16 protein-coding genes are annotated in these 19,641 nt (G+C 58.9%); 5 read left to right on the top strand and 11 right to left on the bottom strand.

Annotation, left to right across the window (positions count from 1 at the left end; translation table 11 throughout):
• The first annotated feature begins 738 nt into the window (after positions 1 to 738).
• The 4 genes from BM172_RS02895 (at position 739) to BM172_RS22025 (ending at position 8,473) form a co-directional block, all read left to right on the top strand.
• Entirely contained in the window at positions 739 to 6,561 is a 5,823-nt protein-coding gene (locus BM172_RS02895) for a hypothetical protein (protein ID WP_026634578.1), read from the top strand.
• Positions 6,562 to 6,599: 38 nt separating this feature from the next.
• Positions 6,600 to 7,550, top strand: coding sequence for an RHS repeat domain-containing protein (locus BM172_RS02890; RefSeq protein ID WP_177218770.1), 951 nt, complete (start codon positions 6,600 to 6,602; stop codon positions 7,548 to 7,550).
• Positions 7,537 to 7,941, top strand: coding sequence for a hypothetical protein (locus BM172_RS22030; RefSeq protein WP_143096433.1), 405 nt, complete (start codon positions 7,537 to 7,539; stop codon positions 7,939 to 7,941). The genes BM172_RS02890 and BM172_RS22030 overlap by 14 nt, the downstream gene beginning before the upstream one ends.
• Positions 7,942 to 8,155: 214 nt before the next feature.
• Complete coding sequence (locus tag BM172_RS22025) at positions 8,156 to 8,473, top strand: hypothetical protein (protein WP_143096432.1); 318 nt, start codon at positions 8,156 to 8,158, stop codon at positions 8,471 to 8,473.
• A gap of 381 nt (positions 8,474 to 8,854) precedes the next feature.
• On the opposite strand, the gene BM172_RS02885 is transcribed toward BM172_RS22025, so the two are convergent.
• The 4 genes from BM172_RS02885 to BM172_RS02870 form a co-directional block, all read right to left on the bottom strand.
• A complete protein-coding gene (locus BM172_RS02885; RefSeq protein ID WP_143096431.1) occupies positions 8,855 to 9,502 on the bottom strand; it encodes a hypothetical protein in 648 nt (215 codons plus the stop codon).
• Between the two features lie 50 nt (positions 9,503 to 9,552).
• Positions 9,553 to 9,765, bottom strand: a complete 213-nt coding sequence (locus BM172_RS02880; protein WP_026634576.1) for a hypothetical protein — start codon at positions 9,763 to 9,765, stop codon at positions 9,553 to 9,555.
• Between the two features lie 101 nt (positions 9,766 to 9,866).
• Positions 9,867 to 10,508 (bottom strand): NAD(P)-dependent oxidoreductase, encoded by a 642-nt coding sequence (locus tag BM172_RS02875; protein ID WP_026634575.1) that lies wholly within the window; start codon positions 10,506 to 10,508, stop codon positions 9,867 to 9,869.
• A 5-nt stretch (positions 10,509 to 10,513) separates the two neighbouring features.
• Positions 10,514 to 10,999: a DoxX family protein gene (locus BM172_RS02870; protein ID WP_231504158.1), complete on the bottom strand. Its 486-nt coding sequence runs from the start codon at positions 10,997 to 10,999 to the stop codon at positions 10,514 to 10,516.
• A gap of 1 nt (position 11,000) precedes the next feature.
• Here BM172_RS02870 and BM172_RS02865 point away from each other — a divergent pair, with 1 nt between their 5' ends.
• Entirely contained in the window at positions 11,001 to 11,423 is a 423-nt protein-coding gene (locus BM172_RS02865; RefSeq protein WP_269320409.1) for a winged helix-turn-helix transcriptional regulator, read from the top strand.
• 34 nt (positions 11,424 to 11,457) lie between these two features.
• Here the strand turns inward: BM172_RS02865 and BM172_RS02860 are convergent, their stop codons facing one another.
• The 7 genes from BM172_RS02860 to BM172_RS02830 form a co-directional block, all read right to left on the bottom strand.
• Positions 11,458 to 12,318 (bottom strand): hypothetical protein, encoded by an 861-nt coding sequence (locus BM172_RS02860; protein ID WP_177218769.1) that lies wholly within the window; start codon positions 12,316 to 12,318, stop codon positions 11,458 to 11,460.
• Positions 12,299 to 12,811: a hypothetical protein gene (locus tag BM172_RS02855; RefSeq protein WP_026634573.1), complete on the bottom strand. Its 513-nt coding sequence runs from the start codon at positions 12,809 to 12,811 to the stop codon at positions 12,299 to 12,301. Before BM172_RS02855 ends, BM172_RS02860 begins: the two co-directional genes overlap by 20 nt.
• 397 nt (positions 12,812 to 13,208) lie before the next feature.
• Positions 13,209 to 13,685, bottom strand: a complete 477-nt coding sequence (locus BM172_RS22015) for a hypothetical protein (RefSeq protein ID WP_143096430.1) — start codon at positions 13,683 to 13,685, stop codon at positions 13,209 to 13,211.
• 125 nt (positions 13,686 to 13,810) lie between these two features.
• On the bottom strand, positions 13,811 to 14,779 hold the full coding sequence (locus BM172_RS02845; RefSeq protein WP_035322863.1) for a ComEC/Rec2 family competence protein: 969 nt from the start codon (positions 14,777 to 14,779) through the stop codon (positions 13,811 to 13,813).
• A gap of 39 nt (positions 14,780 to 14,818) precedes the next feature.
• On the bottom strand, positions 14,819 to 15,892 hold the full coding sequence (locus BM172_RS02840; RefSeq protein WP_026634570.1) for a patatin-like phospholipase family protein: 1,074 nt from the start codon (positions 15,890 to 15,892) through the stop codon (positions 14,819 to 14,821).
• Entirely contained in the window at positions 15,889 to 18,132 is a 2,244-nt protein-coding gene (locus BM172_RS02835; protein ID WP_026634569.1) for a Mov34/MPN/PAD-1 family protein, read from the bottom strand. The genes BM172_RS02840 and BM172_RS02835 overlap by 4 nt, the downstream gene beginning before the upstream one ends.
• Positions 18,132 to 19,289, bottom strand: a complete 1,158-nt coding sequence (locus tag BM172_RS02830) for a ComEC/Rec2 family competence protein (protein WP_026634568.1) — start codon at positions 19,287 to 19,289, stop codon at positions 18,132 to 18,134. The genes BM172_RS02835 and BM172_RS02830 overlap by 1 nt, the downstream gene beginning before the upstream one ends.
• Positions 19,290 to 19,641: the final 352 nt, after the last annotated feature.

The raw sequence follows: 19,641 nt of genomic DNA, 5'->3' as shown, positions 1-19,641 counted from the left end.
ACGGCCGTGCCGTCGGCAAGCGGATGGATGCCTTTCAGGTAACCCCCGGTCGCGATCGGTGAGGCAGGCGGATTCGAACAATGGAAGGCGAAATTTAATTTGAAATGTCATGGCAAGATTCTACGGGACTGGCATGCGCGTCAGCTGCCGCCTCAATGACCGTGGCTGGCTTGCCAGGTCAGACGGCGACGAGTCGCCCCCATCCGGTAGCGGGAAGGTTATTGATCCGCGCGCGCTGTCGTCCCCCCTCCTCGCCTGCACACTTGTCCCCTTGCTTTCGATGCGGTTGATGCAGTGGCGGCAAGCATTGGCGCGCTTAGCGTTATGGACGGTTTTGAGGAGGTGGTGCGTGATGCAGATTGATGCACGGCTGGACTGAGCCGCTGACCTTCTCAGCCATCCCATGATGCAAGCCAAACTAGTGGCGATAGGGGCCGAGTTGGAGTTGCTCGGTTCACCTGAAACAGTGAAGACGGGCATTCTCGTGGCCGCACTGAGGTATGTCAGCGGTGAAGGTTTTCAACACCGAACGCACTTCCTTTTTTGGTGAGTGGTAGCCGTTCTTATCAAGCGGTGTCATTTGCGTAAGAGACTTGCGCAAAATTTTTCGATCTGTTAATTGTTTGGTAGTCACCCACTGTACGGGCTGGGCGGCGACGAGGTGTGGGATAGGGATAGGAAAGCCCTCTTTCCAAGACCTCATGCGTGCGGGGGCACGACCTTTCGATCGGGGGAAACATGGCATGTTGTTGGGGGCGCATTTCGCGCCATGGATGGGTTGCGGCCGCGCTTCTGCTTCTGTCGACGGGCCTTGCCGCCCAGCAGAGCATTTCTCCCGAGCTGGAATACAAGAAGCTGCTCAAGGTCGATGAGGAGGTCCAGCCGCTTGGCGAGAATCCCTTCGGCGAGAATGTCGGCCTGTACAACGGCAATCTATCGTTCTCACAGGCAGACATCAGCCTGTCTGGCACGGGTCCGCTGTTGCAGTTGACGCGATCGTTCCGCATCACTGGCAAGGATGATACCGATGGTTTTGCCAACGGGGCATTCGCCGACTGGGATCTCGATCTTCCCCGCATCACCACCATTGTCGCGACCCAGCAGAACGTGCAGGGCTGGATGGTCGACGGCCCGTCGCCCTTGGCGATCTGCACGCATATAGGTATCCCGCCCATCGTGCTGAAGCCCGGTGGCATCACCAGCCGCCAGAACTGGGGTTCGGAGGAGTGGTGGCATGGTTATCAGCTGGTCATGCCCGGCGGCGATTCACAGGACATTCTCGGCCGCGCCAACGGCAACTACGTCAACGCACCGCGGATACCCGGGCAGGTGTTTCCCGCGCTTACCAAAAAACACTGGATGATTGGCTGCCTGCCGCAGGCCGCCAACGATTCGACGCGCGAGGCGTTCTTCGCGCTTGCTCCGGATGGCACCAAGTACACATTCGATCATTTCGGCTATAGCCAGGCACCGACCATCTCCAAGCCGATACCGCTGTCAGAGGGAGAAACGGACGATCTCTATCGCGAATACGCCGCCTTGCTGGTCACGAAGGTCGAAGACCGCTTTGGCAACTGGCTGCACTACAACTACACCGGAGCGAACCTCACCAGTATCACCGCCAGCGATGGGCGCGAGATCTCGCTGCGGTACAACAGCAATGGCACGGTCGCCAGCGTCGTCGCGCAACCGGCTAGCGTCGCGCCACGGACCTGGACGTACAGCTACGGCACGTTTCCCGCCACCGGACAACCGACGCTGACCAGCGTGACCCCGCCGGACCAGAGTCATTGGGGGTTTGCCATGGAAAACCTCAAGTACCAGCCCGATCTGACGCCAGCCATACTCGGCGATTGCAACAGCCCTGGCGTGCTTGGGCCGGTCTCCTGGTCTGGCAGCATTACCCATCCTTCCGGACTCACGGGCTCGTTCACCGTTGCTGCGATCAGACATGGCCGCTCCCACACGCCGAAATCTTGCTGGGGTGGAGACAACGAGAGCGGCTACGCGCTTTTTCCGCGAGCCTGGTACTCGTACACGATCACCAATAAGACCTTCAGTGGTGCGGGCCTGCCCGTATCGCAAAGCTGGAGCTACAACTATTCGCCAGCCAATGACAGCTGGGACAACGACTGCGTTAACAACAGCTGCCCATCGACAGTCTGGACCGATGTGGTCAATCCGGATGGCAGAACCACGCGCTACACCTTCAGTAACTGGTTCAATGTCACCGAAGGAAGGATGCTGCGCACGGACATGTACGTCGGAAACACGAGCAGCGCCGTCGCGCGCGCGGAAATCGACCAGTACGCCAGCGAGTCAAATGGCCCATGGCCCAGCTGGTTCGGCGACAGCTTCCAGGGTCAGCGCCTCAATACGGCTGTGACCTCGCAGGTGGCGCCGCTCCTACAGAAGGATATCCAGCAGGACGGGGATACCTATACCTGGCTGGCCGAGGCGTTCAACGATTTTGCGCAGACTACCAAGGTCAAGCGCCAGTACAACAATGGTCAGGCCGTGGTGGAGGAGCAGACCGCCTACCTCAACGATCTGCCGCACTGGGTGCTGGGCCTACCCACCCAGGTGGACAACCTCACCCGGGGCGAGACCACCGACAAGTACAACTACGACTCGAACACCCTCACGCTGTCCCAGCGCTACCGCTTCGGCCAGCTGGTGATGAGCTACACGTTCAATGCCCAGGGCCAGTTGGCGAGCTTCACCGACGGCAACCAGCACACCACCACGCTGGGAAATTACAAGCGCGGCATTCCGCAGTCGATCAGCTACCCGGACAGCACCACCCAGAGCCTGGTGGTGGACGACTTCGGCCAGATCGCCTCGATCACCGACCAGGCCGGCAGCACCACCAGCTACAGCTACGACGCGATCGGCCGCATCGCGGGCATCAGCTACCCAGCCGGCGACGAAGTGGCGTGGCTGCCCAAGACCTTCGCCTACACCTACGTCGGCACCGCCGAGCAGGGCGTGCCGGCTAACCACTGGCGCCGTACCAGCACCAAGGGCAACGCGGTCACCACCACGTATTTCGACGCGATGCTGCGCCCGGTGCTGAGCACCGCTGCGATCGCCGGCACCGGTGCCGCGATCAGCGCGCGCACCGACTACGACTGGAAGGGCCAGAAGACCTTCGTATCCTATCCGGTCAACGGAACGCCGGATCTGAGCACGATCACCGCCGGCACCAGCAGCACCTACGATGCACTGGGCCGCCTGACCCAGACCCAGCAGAACTCAGAGCTGGGCACGCTGACGACGCTCACCACCTATCTGTCCGGCGCGCGCAGGCAGATCACCGATCCGAGAAACAACGTCACCACCACCACCTATCAGGTGTTCGACCAGCCCAGCTACGACGCGGTGACTCAGGTGACGGCGCCGGAAGGCGTCAACCAGACCATCACCCGCGACGTGTATGGCAACCCGCAGGTGATCCACCAGTGGGGCAGCGCCAACGGCTTCAGCGGCGATGTCACCAAGACCCTGGTCTACGACAGCTACCACCGTTTGTGCCGCACCACTGAACCGGAGAGCGGCAGCGAGGTGACGGCCTACGACGGCGCCAACAACGTAGCTTGGACGGCGTCGGGCCTGAGCATTGCCGGCGATGATTGCGGCGCCGAGCAGGTCGCGGCGGCGGCGCAGACCATGCGCAGCTACGACCCCATGAACCGCCTGTGGACACTGACGCCACCGAGCGGTACGCAGAACACCACCTACACCTACGACCTGCTGGGCAACTTGCAGACCGCCAACTCCGGCGTGACCTACTGGACCGGCTACCGCAACAAGCTGGGCCAGCTCACCGGCGAGTCGCTCCAGGTGAACGGCCAGGATCTATGGCGCATGGGTTATGCCCATGATGCGTACGGCGCCGTCAGCACCATCCAGTACCCCGATGGCGAGGCGATCAGCTATGCGCCCGATGCACTGGGCCGGGCGACCCAGGCGGGCAGCTACGCCTCCGGTATCGGCTACTACCCGGACGGGGACGTGGCCTCGTTTACCTTCGGCAACGGCGACGCGTACGCGGTGCAGAAGAACACCCGCCAGCTGCTCAGCAACTTCAGCTACGGCAGCGGCGGCACGCTGAAGCTGAGCGAGGACTTCAGCTACGACCCCAACGGCAATATCACCGCCATCAACGACCTGATCGACGGTACGCGGACCAAGAGCTTCGGCTACGACGCGCTGAACCGATTGACCCAGGCCCAGGCCACGCACCTGTGGGGCAGCGAGAGCTACGGCTACGACCCGGTCAACAATATCGCCAGCCGGATCAGCGGCGGCCAGACCTTTACCTACAACTACGACGGCAGCAAGCGCCTGGCCAGCATCACCCAAGGCGGCAGCAACGTGATCACTCTGGGGTACGACACCCGCGGCAATGTCACCCGCCGCAACGGGGTGACGCTGAACTTCGATCAGAAGAACCAGCTCACCGGCATCCCCGGGTACGACATGTATCAGTACGACGCAGCGGGCCGGCGCGTGGTGAAGGCGCCGACGAACGGGTCGGGGGCGACGTATTACTTCTACACGCAGGCCGGGCAGCTGATATACGCCTTCGATGCGAACAGCTCCAAGGCCACCAACTACGTGTACCTGGGCAAGAAGCTGATCGCGCGCAACGAATCGCTCAAGCTCAGCAACCCCACCAGCATCAGCTTCAGCGCCAATCCCAGCGCCGGCAGCTACACGGTGAGCTGGACGGCGGTGCCGGGCGCCACCGGCTACAACCTGCAGGTGAGCGCCGATGGCGGCACCAGCTGGAACATAGCGGGAAGCGGCACGCTGAGCACGCCGAGCCTGGCGGTGATCAACCAGGACGGCGGCGAATTTTTGTATCGGGTGCAGGCATGCGCGGCCAGTGGCTGTGTCGGCGGCTGGACCGTCTCCAACGTGTTGGGCGTGACGCCGGTGGCGCCGGTGATCACGGTGCCGGGCAGCATCGTCAACGGCAACTACACGGTGAGTTGGACGGCGCCGGTGTCAGCCACCGCCTATGACGTGCAGGAGGCGGTCAACGGCGGCGCGTGGACGGCGATCGCCACCGACACCACGGCAACCTCGATCAGCCGCCCGGGTACCAGCAGCGGTAGCTACACCTACCAGGTGCAAGCCAAGAACAGCCACGGCACGCGTGGCTGGGTGACATCCAGCGCGGTGACGGTGGACACTACCTACGGCGTGGTGCCTCCGGCCCCGGCCAGCCTGAGCGTGCCGGCGGCCAGCGCCGACGGCAACGTTGCGCTGAGCTGGGCTTCCGTCAGCCAGATCACCCACTACGTGGTGCAGCAGAGCAGCGACGGCGGCAGCAATTGGACGGGCCTGTATGACGGCACCGCCACCACCACCGCGCTGAGCGGTCTTGCCAATGGCACCTACCAGTACCGCGTGGAAGCCTGCAATGCTTACAACTGCAGCGCATGGAAAGCTGGCAGCAGTGCGCTGGTGGTGACGCATCCGCCGACCGGCGTGCCGACACTGACCGCACCGGCCAACAGCACCAACGGCAGCTACACCATCAGCTGGACCGCGGTGAGCACGGCCACTAGCTACACGTTGCAGGAGAGCGTCAGCGGCGGCGGCTGGACGCAGATGCAGGCCAACGGCAACACCAACTGGTCCACCAGCGGCCGCGGCAACGGCAACTACAGCTATCGCGTGCAGGCCTGCAACGTGGGCGGCTGTGCAAGCGGATGGAGCAGCACGGGCACCACCACCGTGCTGCTGCCGCCGCCCACGCCGACCGGCATCACGGTGCCGGCAACTAGCAACGGCCCGATTCCGGTCAGCTGGAACGCCAGTCCGACCGCCACGCGTTACGACCTGTACCAGAACATTAACGGCGCCGGCTGGACGCTCATCACCAGTACCGCCGCAACCAGCGTGACAGTCACGGCGACGACCTCCGGTGGCTACCAGTTCTTCGTTGCCGCCTTCAACGCGAGCGGCTGGAACGGCGCGGTCAATAACAGCTCCCTGGTCACCGTGACAATCCCGCCGGGCAGCGCGCCGAGTATCAGCGCGCCTGGCAGCAACAACTCTGGCAGCTATACAGTGAGTTGGTCGGCGGTCGGCGGCGCGACGTCGTACAACCTGCAGGAGCAGGTGAACGGCGGTGGCTGGACGCAAGTACAGGCCAACGGTTCGACCAGTTGGGGTGCGTCGGGCAAAGGTACCGCCACGTATGGGTATCACGCGCAAGCCTGCAACGCCGGCGGGTGCGGGCCTTGGAGCGGCACGGCAAATGTAGTGGTCACCCGCATTCCCGCCACGCCGGCTGCCCCCGACTATAGCCTCAGCGGTGGTGGGACCAAGCACAATGTGAATCTGAACTGGTCGTCTGTGCCTGGCGCCGCCAGGTACGACCTCGAAGAAACCAATCCCAACGATGGCACTTTTATCGCCTATACGGGGCCTAGTACTTCGTTCAGTGAACTCACCGACGTCAGTGGCGACATCCAGTACCGGCTGCGCGCCTGTAATAGCGCGGGATGTTCGGGGTGGAGTGACTACAGAACCGTGTCACTGTGATGTGCGCGGACCTGATTTCAACGCATATGGATAGAGCTATGCTGGCTGGATTGCGGAAAGGTTTGTACGTCCTACTGACGCTGCTTCCTTGTCTGGCCGCACAGGCAGGCAAGGTCACGTATGTTTATACCGACCCGCAGGGCACTCCGTTAGCTGAAGCTGATGCGAGCGGAAATATCACTGCGACTTTCGATTACAGGCCTTACGGGAGTCAGGCATTAGGCAACCCGTCGGCCGGCCTTGGATATACGGGGCATGTGAATGACCCCGATACGGCGCTCGTCTACATGCAGGCACGCTATTACGATCCCATGGCAGGGCGCTTTTTAAGCCGTGACCCCGTATCCCCAAAGTCAGGAGCTCTCTTTAACTTCGGCCGATACACTTATGCTAACAACAACCCTGCAAGATTCGTGGATCCTGACGGCCGGGTGTGCAGGACGACGGATGGAAAGGCCGAATGCACCTTCGATTCGTTCAAAGATAAGGATGGGAATACCATTTCGCGGGAGCAAGCCCTGTCGAGCGGAGGCATGTTTTCCAGGCTTTTCGGTACCAACATGGGAACTCGCGTACTTCGCGCGGAAGCCGCGATGACAGCCAAATATTCAGCGGCCAAGGATCTTTCAGCTAAAGGAGGGGAGGTCACAATCAAGGGGAGCGAGAAGCTGGAAATTCCGGATCAAAAAATATCCGGAGCCAGCATCGTCAGTCATATGGAGACTATCCAGACCATAGCGGCGGCTCAAGCAAGTTCCTTCGTGATTGCCTCCACGCCCCCCGGATCAGGAGGGGCGCCTTCTGAAGGTCCAGTTACATTCTTCAACGGTGGCGGCAAATCATCGCAGAATCTTGGCCAGATATTTGGGCACGAAATTCTCCATACACTCTATTCTGGTGCCGACCTACAAAATCACGGCTGGGCCAACCCGCAGTTCAATCTTGATCATCAGACACCCTTCAACGAGGCTTCCGATGCGATTCAATGAACGCTCTCGCTCCGGTGGGGCTTCCGTGGGCTGCGGATTCGTCGCTGCCATCACCATCGCTTTCGCGGTTGCCGGCTGCGCCTCTGCACCAACAGCGGTAGAGATGGAGCCAAAGTCGATAGCCAGGGAGCTAGGCTTTCCGAGTTGCCGGGTATCAGTTCCGCTCAGTCAGGCCGAAGTCATTGCAGATGCAAAGAGGATGGGTAATCCAAGGCCGGAAAGCTATCCGGAGTGGATTGAAATGACCGCAAGCATTCGGCCAGGAGATCAACTACGTTTGGTCGACTGTTTAAGGGCCGGTCGATCTACAAATGTTGGGGATCCGTACTATTACGCGCTGATTCGTGGCGGCAAAATTGTCTCTGAGTTCCACTTCATACTTATCAATTAGGGGTACTCTGTTCTAGCGCCCAACTGAGGCGTTGGTGTGCGGTACAACAGCGAAGCGATCAGCACTCATCCTGGCGTGGGGAACGAGTTGCGCCATCTCGAAGATATGCTCTTCGGTAAAAGGCGTCTTCGTCCAATCTCCTTCGACTGAGGGATTGGACTCCAAATCGATTCGCTACTCAAAACGGGGGGCGTCGAATCCCTACTGGTGAACCATGAAAGCTTGGATCAAGGCTGCGCTATTTTGGGCTATATTTTTCCTGCATCTCGCGCTGACATTCACGAGTGTTCTCAAGATAGCTAATTGTGGGATTTTGGAAGGCTGCGTTAAACATTCCGACTATGTGTGGAATCAAGCTATGGGCTTTCCAATTTTTTCGCTCATGAGCTTGTTTAGTTCATCTGGAAGCCACTACTCGGGCGAGATGCTCACGATTCTTCTTCCGCTGAATTCGCTTGTTTTTGTCGGCCTCATTTATCTGGCTGTTAAGCTGGTTGTGAGGGTGAGGAAGAGGGGCGCGATCCCAAAATGACCTACTTGCTCGGTGCCGTCTAGCCGCGTCTAGCCGGCTGCCTTCCAGCAAGGGGCGTCGGTCGTCAGCAAGAGGAAAGTGTTAAATCTTCTCCATTGCACCGGCGGCCTGTGCCAGGGCGTGCTGGGCCACGTCGTCTTTGCGCTCACTGCAACGGCTGACCAAGTAGTCACTGCGCTCGTGCACCCATTGAGTTGGTTGAGGGCGTGGTGGCTCGCCATCGAGGCCATAGCGGCTGGTCAAGATCTGAACAAATTAGGGCCCGATGCCCTCAGCGCGCGCGGTCGTCCCCCCTCCTCGCCTGCGCACTTCTTTCCTCACTTTTGATGCAACGGATGCGCTAGCGCCGAGCCTTGTCAGGTCTACGGTGGAGGGGGATCTCTATGAGGTGGTGCGTGATGCAAATTGATGCACGCCTGGAATGAGCTCCGGGTCAGCTCGATCGAAGACCAGACAGGAAATCTCGCGACCGTGGTGGGTGACGTACGTCCGCCCCCGGTATTGCGGGGCTCTGGATAATGCGAGGAGGCGGTTCGTTCTTGCCTTGCCGGGCAAGGGAAGGCCACGACGGAACGCGGCAAGCATCGCGTCGTTGAGGTTGATGGCCAGCATCTCCGTATCGCGGCCGTAGTCCCTCATTTCGCCGATGTCGATAAGTTGGTCAATCACATGCCACAGTTCGCGCACATCGGGGGCATTCCCATTGGGCGCTTGCTCGTACATGGCGTGGCGGATCTTCGGCGCCACTTCCAGAAAAAGCCAGCGGACCGGATCGTCGGTGACGTGATAACCAGCAAGGCTCGCGATCGACCATAGCCCGTCGTCGTCTATCCACTGGGTGCTACCGCCACCGGCCAGCTGGCGTAAGCGCTGGGGATGGCAGGCAGTCACGAAGGCGATCGCGTCATCGGGCGATGGTCGGCCCAGCAAGGCACATAGATCGGCTAAGTCATACCATGCGACCGTGTTGATCAGTCGAGCTCGCAGGGGGTGGTGCTTGTAGGCAAACGCCAAATCAGTGACGCCCATGCAAACCTCTCTATATAGGGGATGACCATCGACAAGATGATCGTCATGCATCACAACAAAGGCCGCCCCATCACGGCACTTAACTCCTTCAAGTGCCCTCGTAGTTGCGTAGCCATCATCATCATGAGTGTTTGGACGTGATCGTGAGTGACCACGCCGGCATGAAGGCCGGCCGCCAGGCTCGCGCCCAATGTATCGATAGCGTCCACGTGCTCCATCACCCGCTCTAGAGCGGCAGCAATATGAGTGTCTTTGTCTTTCACCGTGCTACTCCTGCCAATCGTCACCGCGCGCCTTGAAAGCAGCGGCTGTCGCGCGCTGACTCCGCTTCCGCCGGTGCTCGAGCAGCAGGTCTGTCGCTCATTCAGGACGCGAAGGTGCTGATTCCTGGGGCTTGTCGAATGAACGCCCGATTTTCGGCCTGATCGAACATGAAGGAAGCCACGTCGGCTCGGGATATCCCCAGCGAGTGCCTGGTATGGCCGTACAGCCCCACATTCAAACGGTGAGATGCCGGCAGATCCTTAAGCAGAGCCACCCGGACCATGGTCCACTCCAGCGGCGACGCCCGCACCGTCTTCGCCATACCAATGATGTCCCGGTAAGAACTCGGCATGAAGAGCCGGATCAGTTGCGCGGGCGCCTTGATCTTCCAATCAAAGCCGTCGCCCGGATCCGCCGCCGTACCGGTAGAGATCGCGATGAAGCGAGTGACATGTTCTTCCGTCATGGCGGTGAGGATAGTTTCAGTCGCCCGAGTGATGGGAAGGTTCCTGGGGTGGCTGGGCGACGTGGGGCCCAGGGCCGAAAGCACCGTATCCGCGCCACGAACAGCCTCCCGCACTAGCGCTCGATCCGTCAGGTCCCCGCGGATGATGCGGATATCGGCTTGCTGGAAGGAGCTGCCCGATCGCGCAAATACCGTCAGGTTGACGCCGCGACGCTGCCCTTCATCGATGAGGTACCTGCCGGTTTTTCCGGTGGCACCGAAAAGGGTGATGTTCATGTCTGCTAGCCAGGAACAAGACCGCCGGTGCGATGACCCGAGACCAGGTGTGTCGCTGCATCCGGTGCATAGGGGGAATGAATGTCGCGAGCGGCGTTCTGTGTCAGGAACGACACCGACAGAAGCATCAGGCCAATGAAAGCGGGCAAGGCGTCCTTAGGCTTATGGACGCCAAGGTGTGCCCCTGCCGCGAGAATGAGATGGAAAAACATGCCCGCATAGGCAAAGTCACTCAATGCCACGTGGAGACGGGACAGAATCACCGCCACCGCAAGCAGCTTGACGGCCGCAAGGGTCGATACGAGATAGCCGGGATAGCCAAGGTCGCCGAGGGCCTGGCGAACCCAATTCCGCTTCGTGATGTACATCATGGCGGATGTCAGATAAAGCAGGGTTAGCAGCGCCGTGCTGATCCAATAAACGTAGTTTTCCACTGCAACCTTCTCCTCGGATAGGTATATGGCTTCGACATGAACTAGGATCTGAGCCAATATGAAAATCCGCAAGAAGGATGAATTAATGACACCTAGTATGGAAAATCAGACTAATGGCGATAAACAAATAAACATGCACGACGAAATGCGTCGCGCCTTCGCGTTGCTCTCGGGCAAGTGGAAGTTGGAAATCATGTGGTTGCTCAACCAGCGGATGTATCGCTTTGGCGAGCTGCGGAAGGCCATTCCTGGGATTACTCAGCACATGCTGACGGCGCAGCTTCGCGAACTGGAATCAGATGGCCTGGTATCGCGCACGGTGTACGCCGAGGTGCCGCCGCGAGTTGAGTACGAAATTACTCAGAAAGCGCGCGGACTTGGACCCACCATGGAAGCGCTCACCGCTTGGTGGAATGAGTACGGAAGAACGGTGCCGACGAAGCCGGCGGGGCGTGGCCGCAAGGCGAGTCGCACACCTTAAGTACGAGGATACGAAAGAGTCTGTCAAAGCCCTATCAGAGCTTCGTAACTTTTCTACGTCTTGCTCGGCGTTTAGCCGGCTTGGCGACGGCTGTCGGGTTGTTGTCTCCCGTGGGCTGTCGCAGAAGCTCTTCCTCGACCTGTTTAATGCCCAATGGAGAGATAATCGCTGTCTCGCCGTCGCGGTCGTACTCAATAAGATTGGCGCTATCGAGTTGACCTAGAATCTTTGTTCGGTAAACACCGTAGTTGCTGTACTTGGTCCAAGAGAACAGATCCTCGGCAAGCACAGCGCTGTCTACTGACGAATACAGCAGCAACAAGGTCTTCTGCTTGAAGTCAAGGTCGCTCCGCAGAATCCGCTTCTTACCGCCAACTTCCCAGATGTCCGGGATATTCCGAGTTGAGAGTGAGGCAATCAGCGCATCCGCTTCCTCAAGTGACATGCTGTGATAGATGCGGATCAGCTCGCATAGCACCCAGTCAGCAACTCGACCAATGGTCGCGCCGTCAATCCCATTGGCATCCACATCTCCGCCAGCGTGTCCTATGCCTCTCTTGTTCCTCAGCGTATAGAGGAACGAAAGCGCCTTGGGGATGACGATGCGCAACGAATCGCTGCCTGAGTTCTTCGGCGTCTGACTGAAACTCTCGCACTCGGCGCTGAAGTTCGTTATCTGCTGGCCGAAGGGTGTGAAGGCCTTCTTAAGCTCATGCTGAAGCAGACGGGCGATGGACTCGCACAGCTTGCCCGCGCTTAGGCCTGCTGAGTCATGCCTGCCCTCGGCTTGTCTTGACTTGAGTTCCAAGTAGGCCTTGATGATCCTGGCTCTAAAATCACTCGGAACATTAGCGAGCGCATCCTGGAGCGGCGACTTAGGCTTGGGTGTACTCATACTGGCCGTCCTTGTTCTTTGCGCGTTTCAGTGTCCCGTTGCGGATCAGTCGGAGTAGTCCTGGTGAGATTTCATTCGCCTTGTAGTGGTGACCTTTGGAGGTGCTGCAATGGTTCGTGATGCTTCCAATGGTCTGTGCTTTACGGAAAAAGCCATCATCGAGTAGCTGAGACACCATGGCGAAGCCGCCGGGCGATCCCGAGCTACGCGCCTTCTTGGCTGTTTTGGCAGCCTTGCTTGCCGCCGGCGCATGGGACGACTCCTCCTGCGCGGCCTTGGAGCGCCTCTTGCCTCCGCCCTTGCGGCGACCTGTTCGACGCCCTTGGGCGCCCCCCGCTCCCGCCTCAACGCTAGCCAGGTCTAGGGCGGGCACTCCATCTAGCTGCCCCAGAAGGGCCTCAATGACACGAAGCTGTACCGCCTCGCTCTTGAAGGCATTTACGACATCAGCCATCGACTTAATGCGTTCTTGAATCTCATCCAGATTGGCCATAGCGCTATCTCTCCTTGTGGTTGAGGTATGAGGTCCGTTCCGTGATGCGAATTGATGCGGTTCGGGGGTGACCTACTCAAGCGCCGGCATGCGTGGCAGGAGGCGCGCGATCTAAGTAGCCGTGGGCTGGGTGCGGGAATAGGTGATGAAGGTAACCACGATCCTCGACTATGCCCTAACGGATTGGTGCGTAACGATAATGCGTACACCGGCGAGAATGATCATGAGGACCGATCTGTCGTGATCAATGGACTGATATAGATGACGAACGATTGCGCCACTGTCATTCATGATCACCGGCCCGGTACAGAAACCGATGATCGTGATCATCGGCCAGCCTAAACCGATAAGTATCGCCATGCCACTGATGATCACTAAACCATGGCGAAGGAAGCACTCACAGCGCAGCTCGTTGATCAACCGGGATCGGCGAATCTTCATGCAGTGATAGCGACGTGGGTTCAGCCCAGCCGGGTGTTAAAGAGTGCATTACATAAAAGCTGCATGATCCATCACGAGACAATCCCTCGGATCGAAAATATGACGCTAACTGCGGATTGTGCACTGACTCGTAATAGGTCGCGTTCCAAGGATTCATCGCCTCTACAATCTGCCTGAACTGTCGAAACCAGCCTCGCCCACGAAATCGCTCTGGAATGCTGATCGATGCAATATCCAGGGTAACGACCGGAATACCATCAAGCTTCCGATACGATCGGCGAACATAAGCTCTAAAGCCCGCGCGCTTCAGCGTCAAATTGCGACTCGCAAGGTTCCTATCTACCGCACAGACCCAGGCGGCGAACTGAGATTCCAGCGAAGGAAGACGTAGGATGTAGTCGTCTTTGTCTCGTTTTCTTCCTGAAGTCTGCACGTCGGACCCTCCTCATTGACTAGATGCACAAGTAGACGATCGCAAATCAAAGGTCATGAAAATGCCTCGGCGCCATCGCACGCCAAAATTCAAACACCTTGCAGGACCTCCCAAAAAAGGCTCGGTCAGGTGCGCGGGGTTCCCATCTTGAAGCCGCCCCTGTTGTAGGTGTTGCGTATCGCATCCGCGTTAGCTCGAAGCAAGCGAGATTTTCGTGAGGTAAACACCCGACGCTCGGCCTCCTTGGTGGAGCTGGCTTCCAGATCGACGACTTCAAATTTATCGCCATGCGAGTCGATCGAACGAATGACCACATCCCCGCGCTTCGTCGTGTAGAGCGGCCTGTCGTTATCAAAAAGTGCGCGTGTGCTTGGCGATGGATGCTCGTACTGATTGCCGTGATTGCTCGTGCAAATGCCGAGCAGAGGGTCAATGTGATTAAGAAACTTGCGCGTCGTGATACCGCCCTCTGCCCCGTGGTGGGCCAAAATCATGATGTCCGTTTCACGGCAAAGAATCTTGCATCGCCGAAGCCCTGCGCCGATGTTGGCGTGTTCGACATCACCCAGGCTAAGTACGTTGAACATGCCCGCCCGAAAGAACTTGATGGTCGAGTTGTCGTTGGATTTTTCAACCAGGCCCTTCGGGTGATAAACAATGTCGTTGTAGCCGAGACCCTCCGCCGGATTGAGGCTGAGTACATATGGTGGATCAACCTGCTGCAACCGAATGGGGCGCGAATTGCTGGAGTGTCGTTGTTTGTAGGCAAGTATCATCTTCTTGGCATCTTTTGCCGTGTCGGTATGAGGTTCATACCCCGGGTACTCGATGCGGGTGGGGCGGCAGTTTTCGAGGATCCACTCCAGCCCTGACACATTGCAGTGGTCGGTATCCCAGCTGGTAATGTGAAGCGTATCGATGGTCGTTCGGCGGCATAGATCAAGCTCATGCTTGATTGACTCCCGGCTCATCGTCGTGGCCATGGCCTCGATGAGCGTGAAGTGGTCGCCGGCCATATAAGAATACGAACTGCCTGGCTGATCTAGCTGATACGCCCGAAATCGCGTCGAAACCGTTCGGAGACTATGCGACATACCAATTTCCTCGTGAAGAAATAGCCGAATGAGCCTTAATTAGGAAGGTGTTCCATCTGCTAGGCGAAGACGTGCCACGTTGTATCCATGGCGTGTCAGCTGATCGAAGTCGTTCTTCGTCAATTTGCGCAACGTCGTTGGGAAGTTCACTGCGGTGGATCGCGCGTCGCCGTCCAGCGTCGACGACTTGTCGTCCATAGACAGCAGGGAGCCGCGTTCCGAATCACCCTGTACGTAGTGGATGAATGTGCGAACGCGGAGCGCATGCGATTGGTCGGACATGATGTCGAGCACTCGCGTGAACCGAAATGGATTCAGCTGTCCTGGAGCAAGACCATCCGACAGTGGCTTGCCCGCGTCAGAGACGACAATGAAATGATCTGGGTATTTTGACCGGCCGCGCCCAGCATCAAATACGGACTCCAAGCCAAGGTTGTCGTAAACGCCGCCGTCATACAGGTGCAGGATGCGGTGGTTAAGCGAAACGCGTTCTTCGCTACCCGCTGGCGCATCCCATGGTCGCTTCATCCATGCGAACTGTTCCGTCTTGAGGCTTAGTGGACCGAAGCCTCCCGGAAACGCGGCGGATACCGCCAATGCATTGGCTAGGGGAAAATCTCCAGACTGCACATAGCCATATTGATAGTCGCCAAATCCAGAATGCTTGAATCGGAAGCGCCGGCCATTTTCCGCAGTCGTGCCGTTGATTGACCACTCGGGTGACGCGGGGAGGTCAGAGAGGTTGGCGGCAATACCCCATTCACGCCGAAGCGCGCCGGCCAGCAGGTTGGCTCGTGACAAGAGGAACCGCCAATTCGTTGGGCGAAGCAGCTGGCGTGCGGCACCCCATTGCATACTTCGACGGCACAAATCGCTCTGAAGCCGCCCATACACCTCACCGAGATACTCCTTGGATGTGGGCCATCGGTAGTTGTTGCACTTGAGCACCAGGCCCATGATCAAGCTGCCGCCGGACACGCTCGAAATTCGGGTGACATGCTCCAGAGCCTCAAGCTCAGCGAGGTATCGGAGAACCCCCACATGGAAGGCCATCGCACGGATACCGCCGCCGGACAGCACGAGCGCAATGGGTTTATCGACGGGCATGATCATGCGGCCCGCCCTCCAGCGCTGATGACCAAGTCACTCTCGCCCACGATCAGCTGCACACCAGGTAGCCCTTCTTCGCCCATGGCAAGAGCGAGATGAATCAATTGGTAGAGGTCATCGCCACTGGGATCGGCTGATGCACCGGGGGGATGACTGTGCCATTCACCGACGTACTGGACGATACCTGCGGTACGTTTCGCCGCTTCTTCGACACGTTCTTTGAGGCCGGCGATTCCCCGCTCAAATGACGCTTTGGACGACTGGCTATCGACAGGTGCGGGGAGTGCACTCACCAGCACGAGCTCCCCGATATTCAGGTCGTAGTAGCCCAGCAAGATGCCTCCGGTTTCCAGGGGCAAGGCTTGGTTACGCATGGCGCGGAGCTGCCGCTGGAGACCCGCATCTATGTAGACTCGGAGTCCCCCTAGCTCGAATCGTCGCTCTACCTCCACGGGCACGTCATGCACCGTGATGCCCCCAGTTTGGGGATCACGTTGCCAGACACCAATGGAGGCGGCATCCGAAGCGAGGAGATCTGGCAAGCGATCCGCCAACGTGGCTGCCGCAACCACCACTTGGCTGTACGGCATCACTACCGAAATGTCGCGGCAACTGGCGCCGCTCCAGAAGGTGGGGGCCTCCGAGAGATGATTCGCGCCCCAGGGCTGATCCAGAAGCGCTCGATAATATTGAGCTTCAAGCGTGCGCAATCGCTGTAATCGGCTCCGGTCCTCGACCAGAGCAACCGCGGCATTGCCGCTTGGCGTAAGGTAAACTGAAGCATGTCGCGGCCACTCATCCATAACACTCGCTCGCCGCGGGTAATCCAGGCCAGCGGAAGCATCGATCACTGTGGTTGCTTCTTTGAGTGCCTCGTCAAAGGCCGGAGATTGATTGGCATCCCCGACGATAGGGGTCATGACTCCGGCGCCTTGCATGACCGCGTCATGCAAGAAGGCCACTACCTGCGCCTTAGGATGGCCAACATGTTGCGCGAAGGCGGTATGGCGCGACAGGTTGTGAGGCCGCAGATAATCGCTATCGATTACTGACCAGACTCCCCACCCAGATCGCCCCCACAGATTGAGCATGGCGCTGCCGAGTGCCCCTGCGCCAACCATCACGCCGCAAGGGCCAGGGTCGGTGACGCCGGACTGCTTGCGCGCCGCCTCCGGGGTAATTTCCGAAAGCACTTCCATCGAACAGACTCTCAGAGCTCGCCACGCATCACCAGGATCGGCCGGCCTAAGGTCAACCTCAGAGGTGTAGTAACGGCCATCGAGCTCGGTGAGGGCCCCGGTTGCCGCCCCTAAGCTCAGCGGGTCCGTCAGGAGAATGAAGGCGCGTCGTTGGATCCGCTCGGGAATACTTTCCAGCGAACGACATATAGGGAAATGCATCAGCATGACGGTGAAGGGCGATACCGACGGACGAGTCGCCCCGTTCGTATTCACCAAGCTCCGCAGCGGCGACTGCAACTCGGCCAATAGATCGATGCCGTGAGCCTTCAGGAGATCGGCGAGCGCACCAAGGGTGGCCGGGTCGTACTCGACGGCACCGCTCAGTACCGGCTGTGTCGTGATCGCGATGGGAATGCCGACTTTCTCTGACAACCCGCGGTCGCCCGCCACAAGGAAGTACGTCGCGCCACCGTTATCACGATCATCGCCTTTGGTGATCCGCCAGGTTGCCCCCTGCGCGCGCAGGGCCTCGTAGTTCCAAGGCAATACGAGCTGATGATTTGACGCAAAAAAGAGCGACTCCACTGCCTGATCGGCTGGATGGAGTTCGCCACGAGCACTTTTCTCAAGCCACCAACGAATGCGCTGCAAGAAGCGCTGAGGCGTCCACGCTCGAAGTACAGAGCGGGGCGGCTCGAAGTACAAGCATAAACTGGCAGGTGCCGACGGCGCGACTCGATTTTGATGTGGGAGTGCCGGAAAATCTTTGCGGAGAGCCAGCACGACAGGCAGCTCCCCCTCATCGGCGGACACGAGTAGAGCTAAGCGTTCCCGGTAGCGAATGCCAAAGGAATCTCTACTGGGAACGCCGTCGCAGGTGATGTCCAACACGATGCATTCGACGGCACCACTCCCTGTGTCATCGGCACGCGACAATGCAACCAGCTCTGCGTCGCGGTCACGAACAACCGCCTCTACCAGTGCCTGGGCCCGCGGAATACGGAGCTCCTGCGGGTCGGCAATAGGAGTCGCACCTGGAGTGCTGTAATAAGCATCACTCATTAGCCAGCCCTGGGCGGACGAGACGTAATGATTGCCGCTGCGCCCAGCGTTGCCTTGCTGAGCCAGCTGATTCCGCGGCGTTCAATAGCGAAAGTCAGTGGCTCGGGGTGATAGCCGTTCGGCTCCTCCATCGTCACCAGAAACTTGCGCCCACCAATCTCGCGGAGGATTCGCTCGTACGCCTTGCGAGCCTGGATATGCGGTGGCTGGATCTGTTCGTAGGACTCTTCAATATCCGTAATCGGCTTGCTGGAGCTCACGAGGTAGGAATCAGGCTTGCCCTGCCGCAACAGTTCATCGACCAATGGCGTCGGAACCGTTTCGCGATCTCCTTTTTCGCTGCTCAGCGCCTTATAGCTGCAGTGATGGGGGATGTTGAACAGGTCCCAGTCGAGGCGATCATCATTACCGTGGTAGCGGGTTGCCTCGACGATGTCCTCGAGATCGCCATGTTCGGCGTCACCGACTTCCAGGAAGTCGTACCGCTGACCGTCCGCGTCGAATCGAACGTTGAAGATCAGTGCCGCACGGTTTCGGATAATGTCGCCATCGCCATCACAGTGCTCAATGAAGGGCGAGTGGCAGAAGAACTCCGCACCGTCGCGATCCAGGGTGAATCCGGGAACAAGATTGCCCGCATCGATGAACAGGTGATCTCGCGCTGTGGCGGCCTCGCCACGCTCCTCAAGCTTGGGCCTCAGCCATTCCATCAGCGCCTCGGGTTGCGAGAACACCAAGATGCCTTTGCCCTCCAGCAACCGATGCCGCGCTTCCTGACGGAGCACCACGAATTCATCGGACAACTGATCGCGTTCGGCCTCCTCTAACAGCATGGCCGCCGGCACCCACAGCTCTCGGATCTTGATGCGATCACCGCCCTGGTAGCAGGCCGCATACTCCAGTTCGAAATACGCTGTGCTGCCCTGAATGTGATCGTTGTCGGCGTGCGTAAAAGCCACCACGTCGAAATAGTCGCGGCCGGCAGCCTTCAATTCGTCACGCAGTCGCTTCTTAAGATCGATCTCCGGTGTTTCCTCGTCTTCTCCTTTGTCTCGGTGACAAAAGTCGAAGAGAACACGGCGCCCCTGGTCCAAAATGATCTGGACCGAATCTCCATTTCCAACCGGGTAAAAAACAATCTCGTGCTTGGTGCTCATCGATGGATTCCCCACGCAACGTCTCGCTTCGGCCGCTCGGCCGCCCCAGAGACAGAGTGCTCCCATCGAATCTCATTACTTGCGACAACCACACCTTTTGGGGGTGACTCGTCTCTACAACCCCCACATATGGGTGATCAACACGAATTCAAGTCTTTTTTTACGCAAGCTTCACGTAAGCCACGCCTCGTGCTGGTGCCTGCATCGCGGCGCTAGTCTCAACGTAACGTCTGGTTTCCTTAGCCGCATGGATGAGGCTCAGGCGCTCTACGGAGATCATGTTCGCCTTGCCGGTCACGCCGCCGCCTCGGCCACCGTGTTAGGACCATTAGGCGGATTTTGGTATGAAGGC

The organism is Dyella marensis (assembly GCF_900112865.1).
GTDB classification, from domain to species: domain Bacteria; phylum Pseudomonadota; class Gammaproteobacteria; order Xanthomonadales; family Rhodanobacteraceae; genus Dyella_D; species Dyella_D marensis_A.
This window is presented reverse-complemented; position numbering and strand designations above follow the sequence as displayed.

Excerpts from the sequence above, each read along its gene's own strand:
- BM172_RS02895 (WP_026634578.1), top strand. The coding sequence starts at position 739 with ATGGCATGTTGTTGGGGGCGCATTTCGCGCCATGGATGGGTTGCGGCC.
- BM172_RS02890 (WP_177218770.1), top strand. The coding sequence starts at position 6,600 with ATGCTGGCTGGATTGCGGAAAGGTTTGTACGTCCTACTGACGCTGCTT.
- BM172_RS22030 (WP_143096433.1), top strand. The coding sequence starts at position 7,537 with ATGCGATTCAATGAACGCTCTCGCTCCGGTGGGGCTTCCGTGGGCTGC.
- BM172_RS22025 (WP_143096432.1), top strand. The coding sequence starts at position 8,156 with ATGAAAGCTTGGATCAAGGCTGCGCTATTTTGGGCTATATTTTTCCTG.
- BM172_RS02885 (WP_143096431.1), bottom strand. The coding sequence starts at position 9,502 with ATGGGCGTCACTGATTTGGCGTTTGCCTACAAGCACCACCCCCTGCGA.
- BM172_RS02875 (WP_026634575.1), bottom strand. The coding sequence starts at position 10,508 with ATGAACATCACCCTTTTCGGTGCCACCGGAAAAACCGGCAGGTACCTC.
- BM172_RS02865 (WP_269320409.1), top strand. The coding sequence starts at position 11,001 with ATGAAAATCCGCAAGAAGGATGAATTAATGACACCTAGTATGGAAAAT.
- BM172_RS02860 (WP_177218769.1), bottom strand. The coding sequence starts at position 12,318 with ATGAGTACACCCAAGCCTAAGTCGCCGCTCCAGGATGCGCTCGCTAAT.
- BM172_RS02855 (WP_026634573.1), bottom strand. The coding sequence starts at position 12,811 with ATGGCCAATCTGGATGAGATTCAAGAACGCATTAAGTCGATGGCTGAT.
- BM172_RS02845 (WP_035322863.1), bottom strand. The coding sequence starts at position 14,779 with ATGTCGCATAGTCTCCGAACGGTTTCGACGCGATTTCGGGCGTATCAG.
- BM172_RS02840 (WP_026634570.1), bottom strand. The coding sequence starts at position 15,892 with ATGATCATGCCCGTCGATAAACCCATTGCGCTCGTGCTGTCCGGCGGC.
- BM172_RS02835 (WP_026634569.1), bottom strand. The coding sequence starts at position 18,132 with ATGAGTGATGCTTATTACAGCACTCCAGGTGCGACTCCTATTGCCGAC.
- BM172_RS02830 (WP_026634568.1), bottom strand. The coding sequence starts at position 19,289 with ATGAGCACCAAGCACGAGATTGTTTTTTACCCGGTTGGAAATGGAGAT.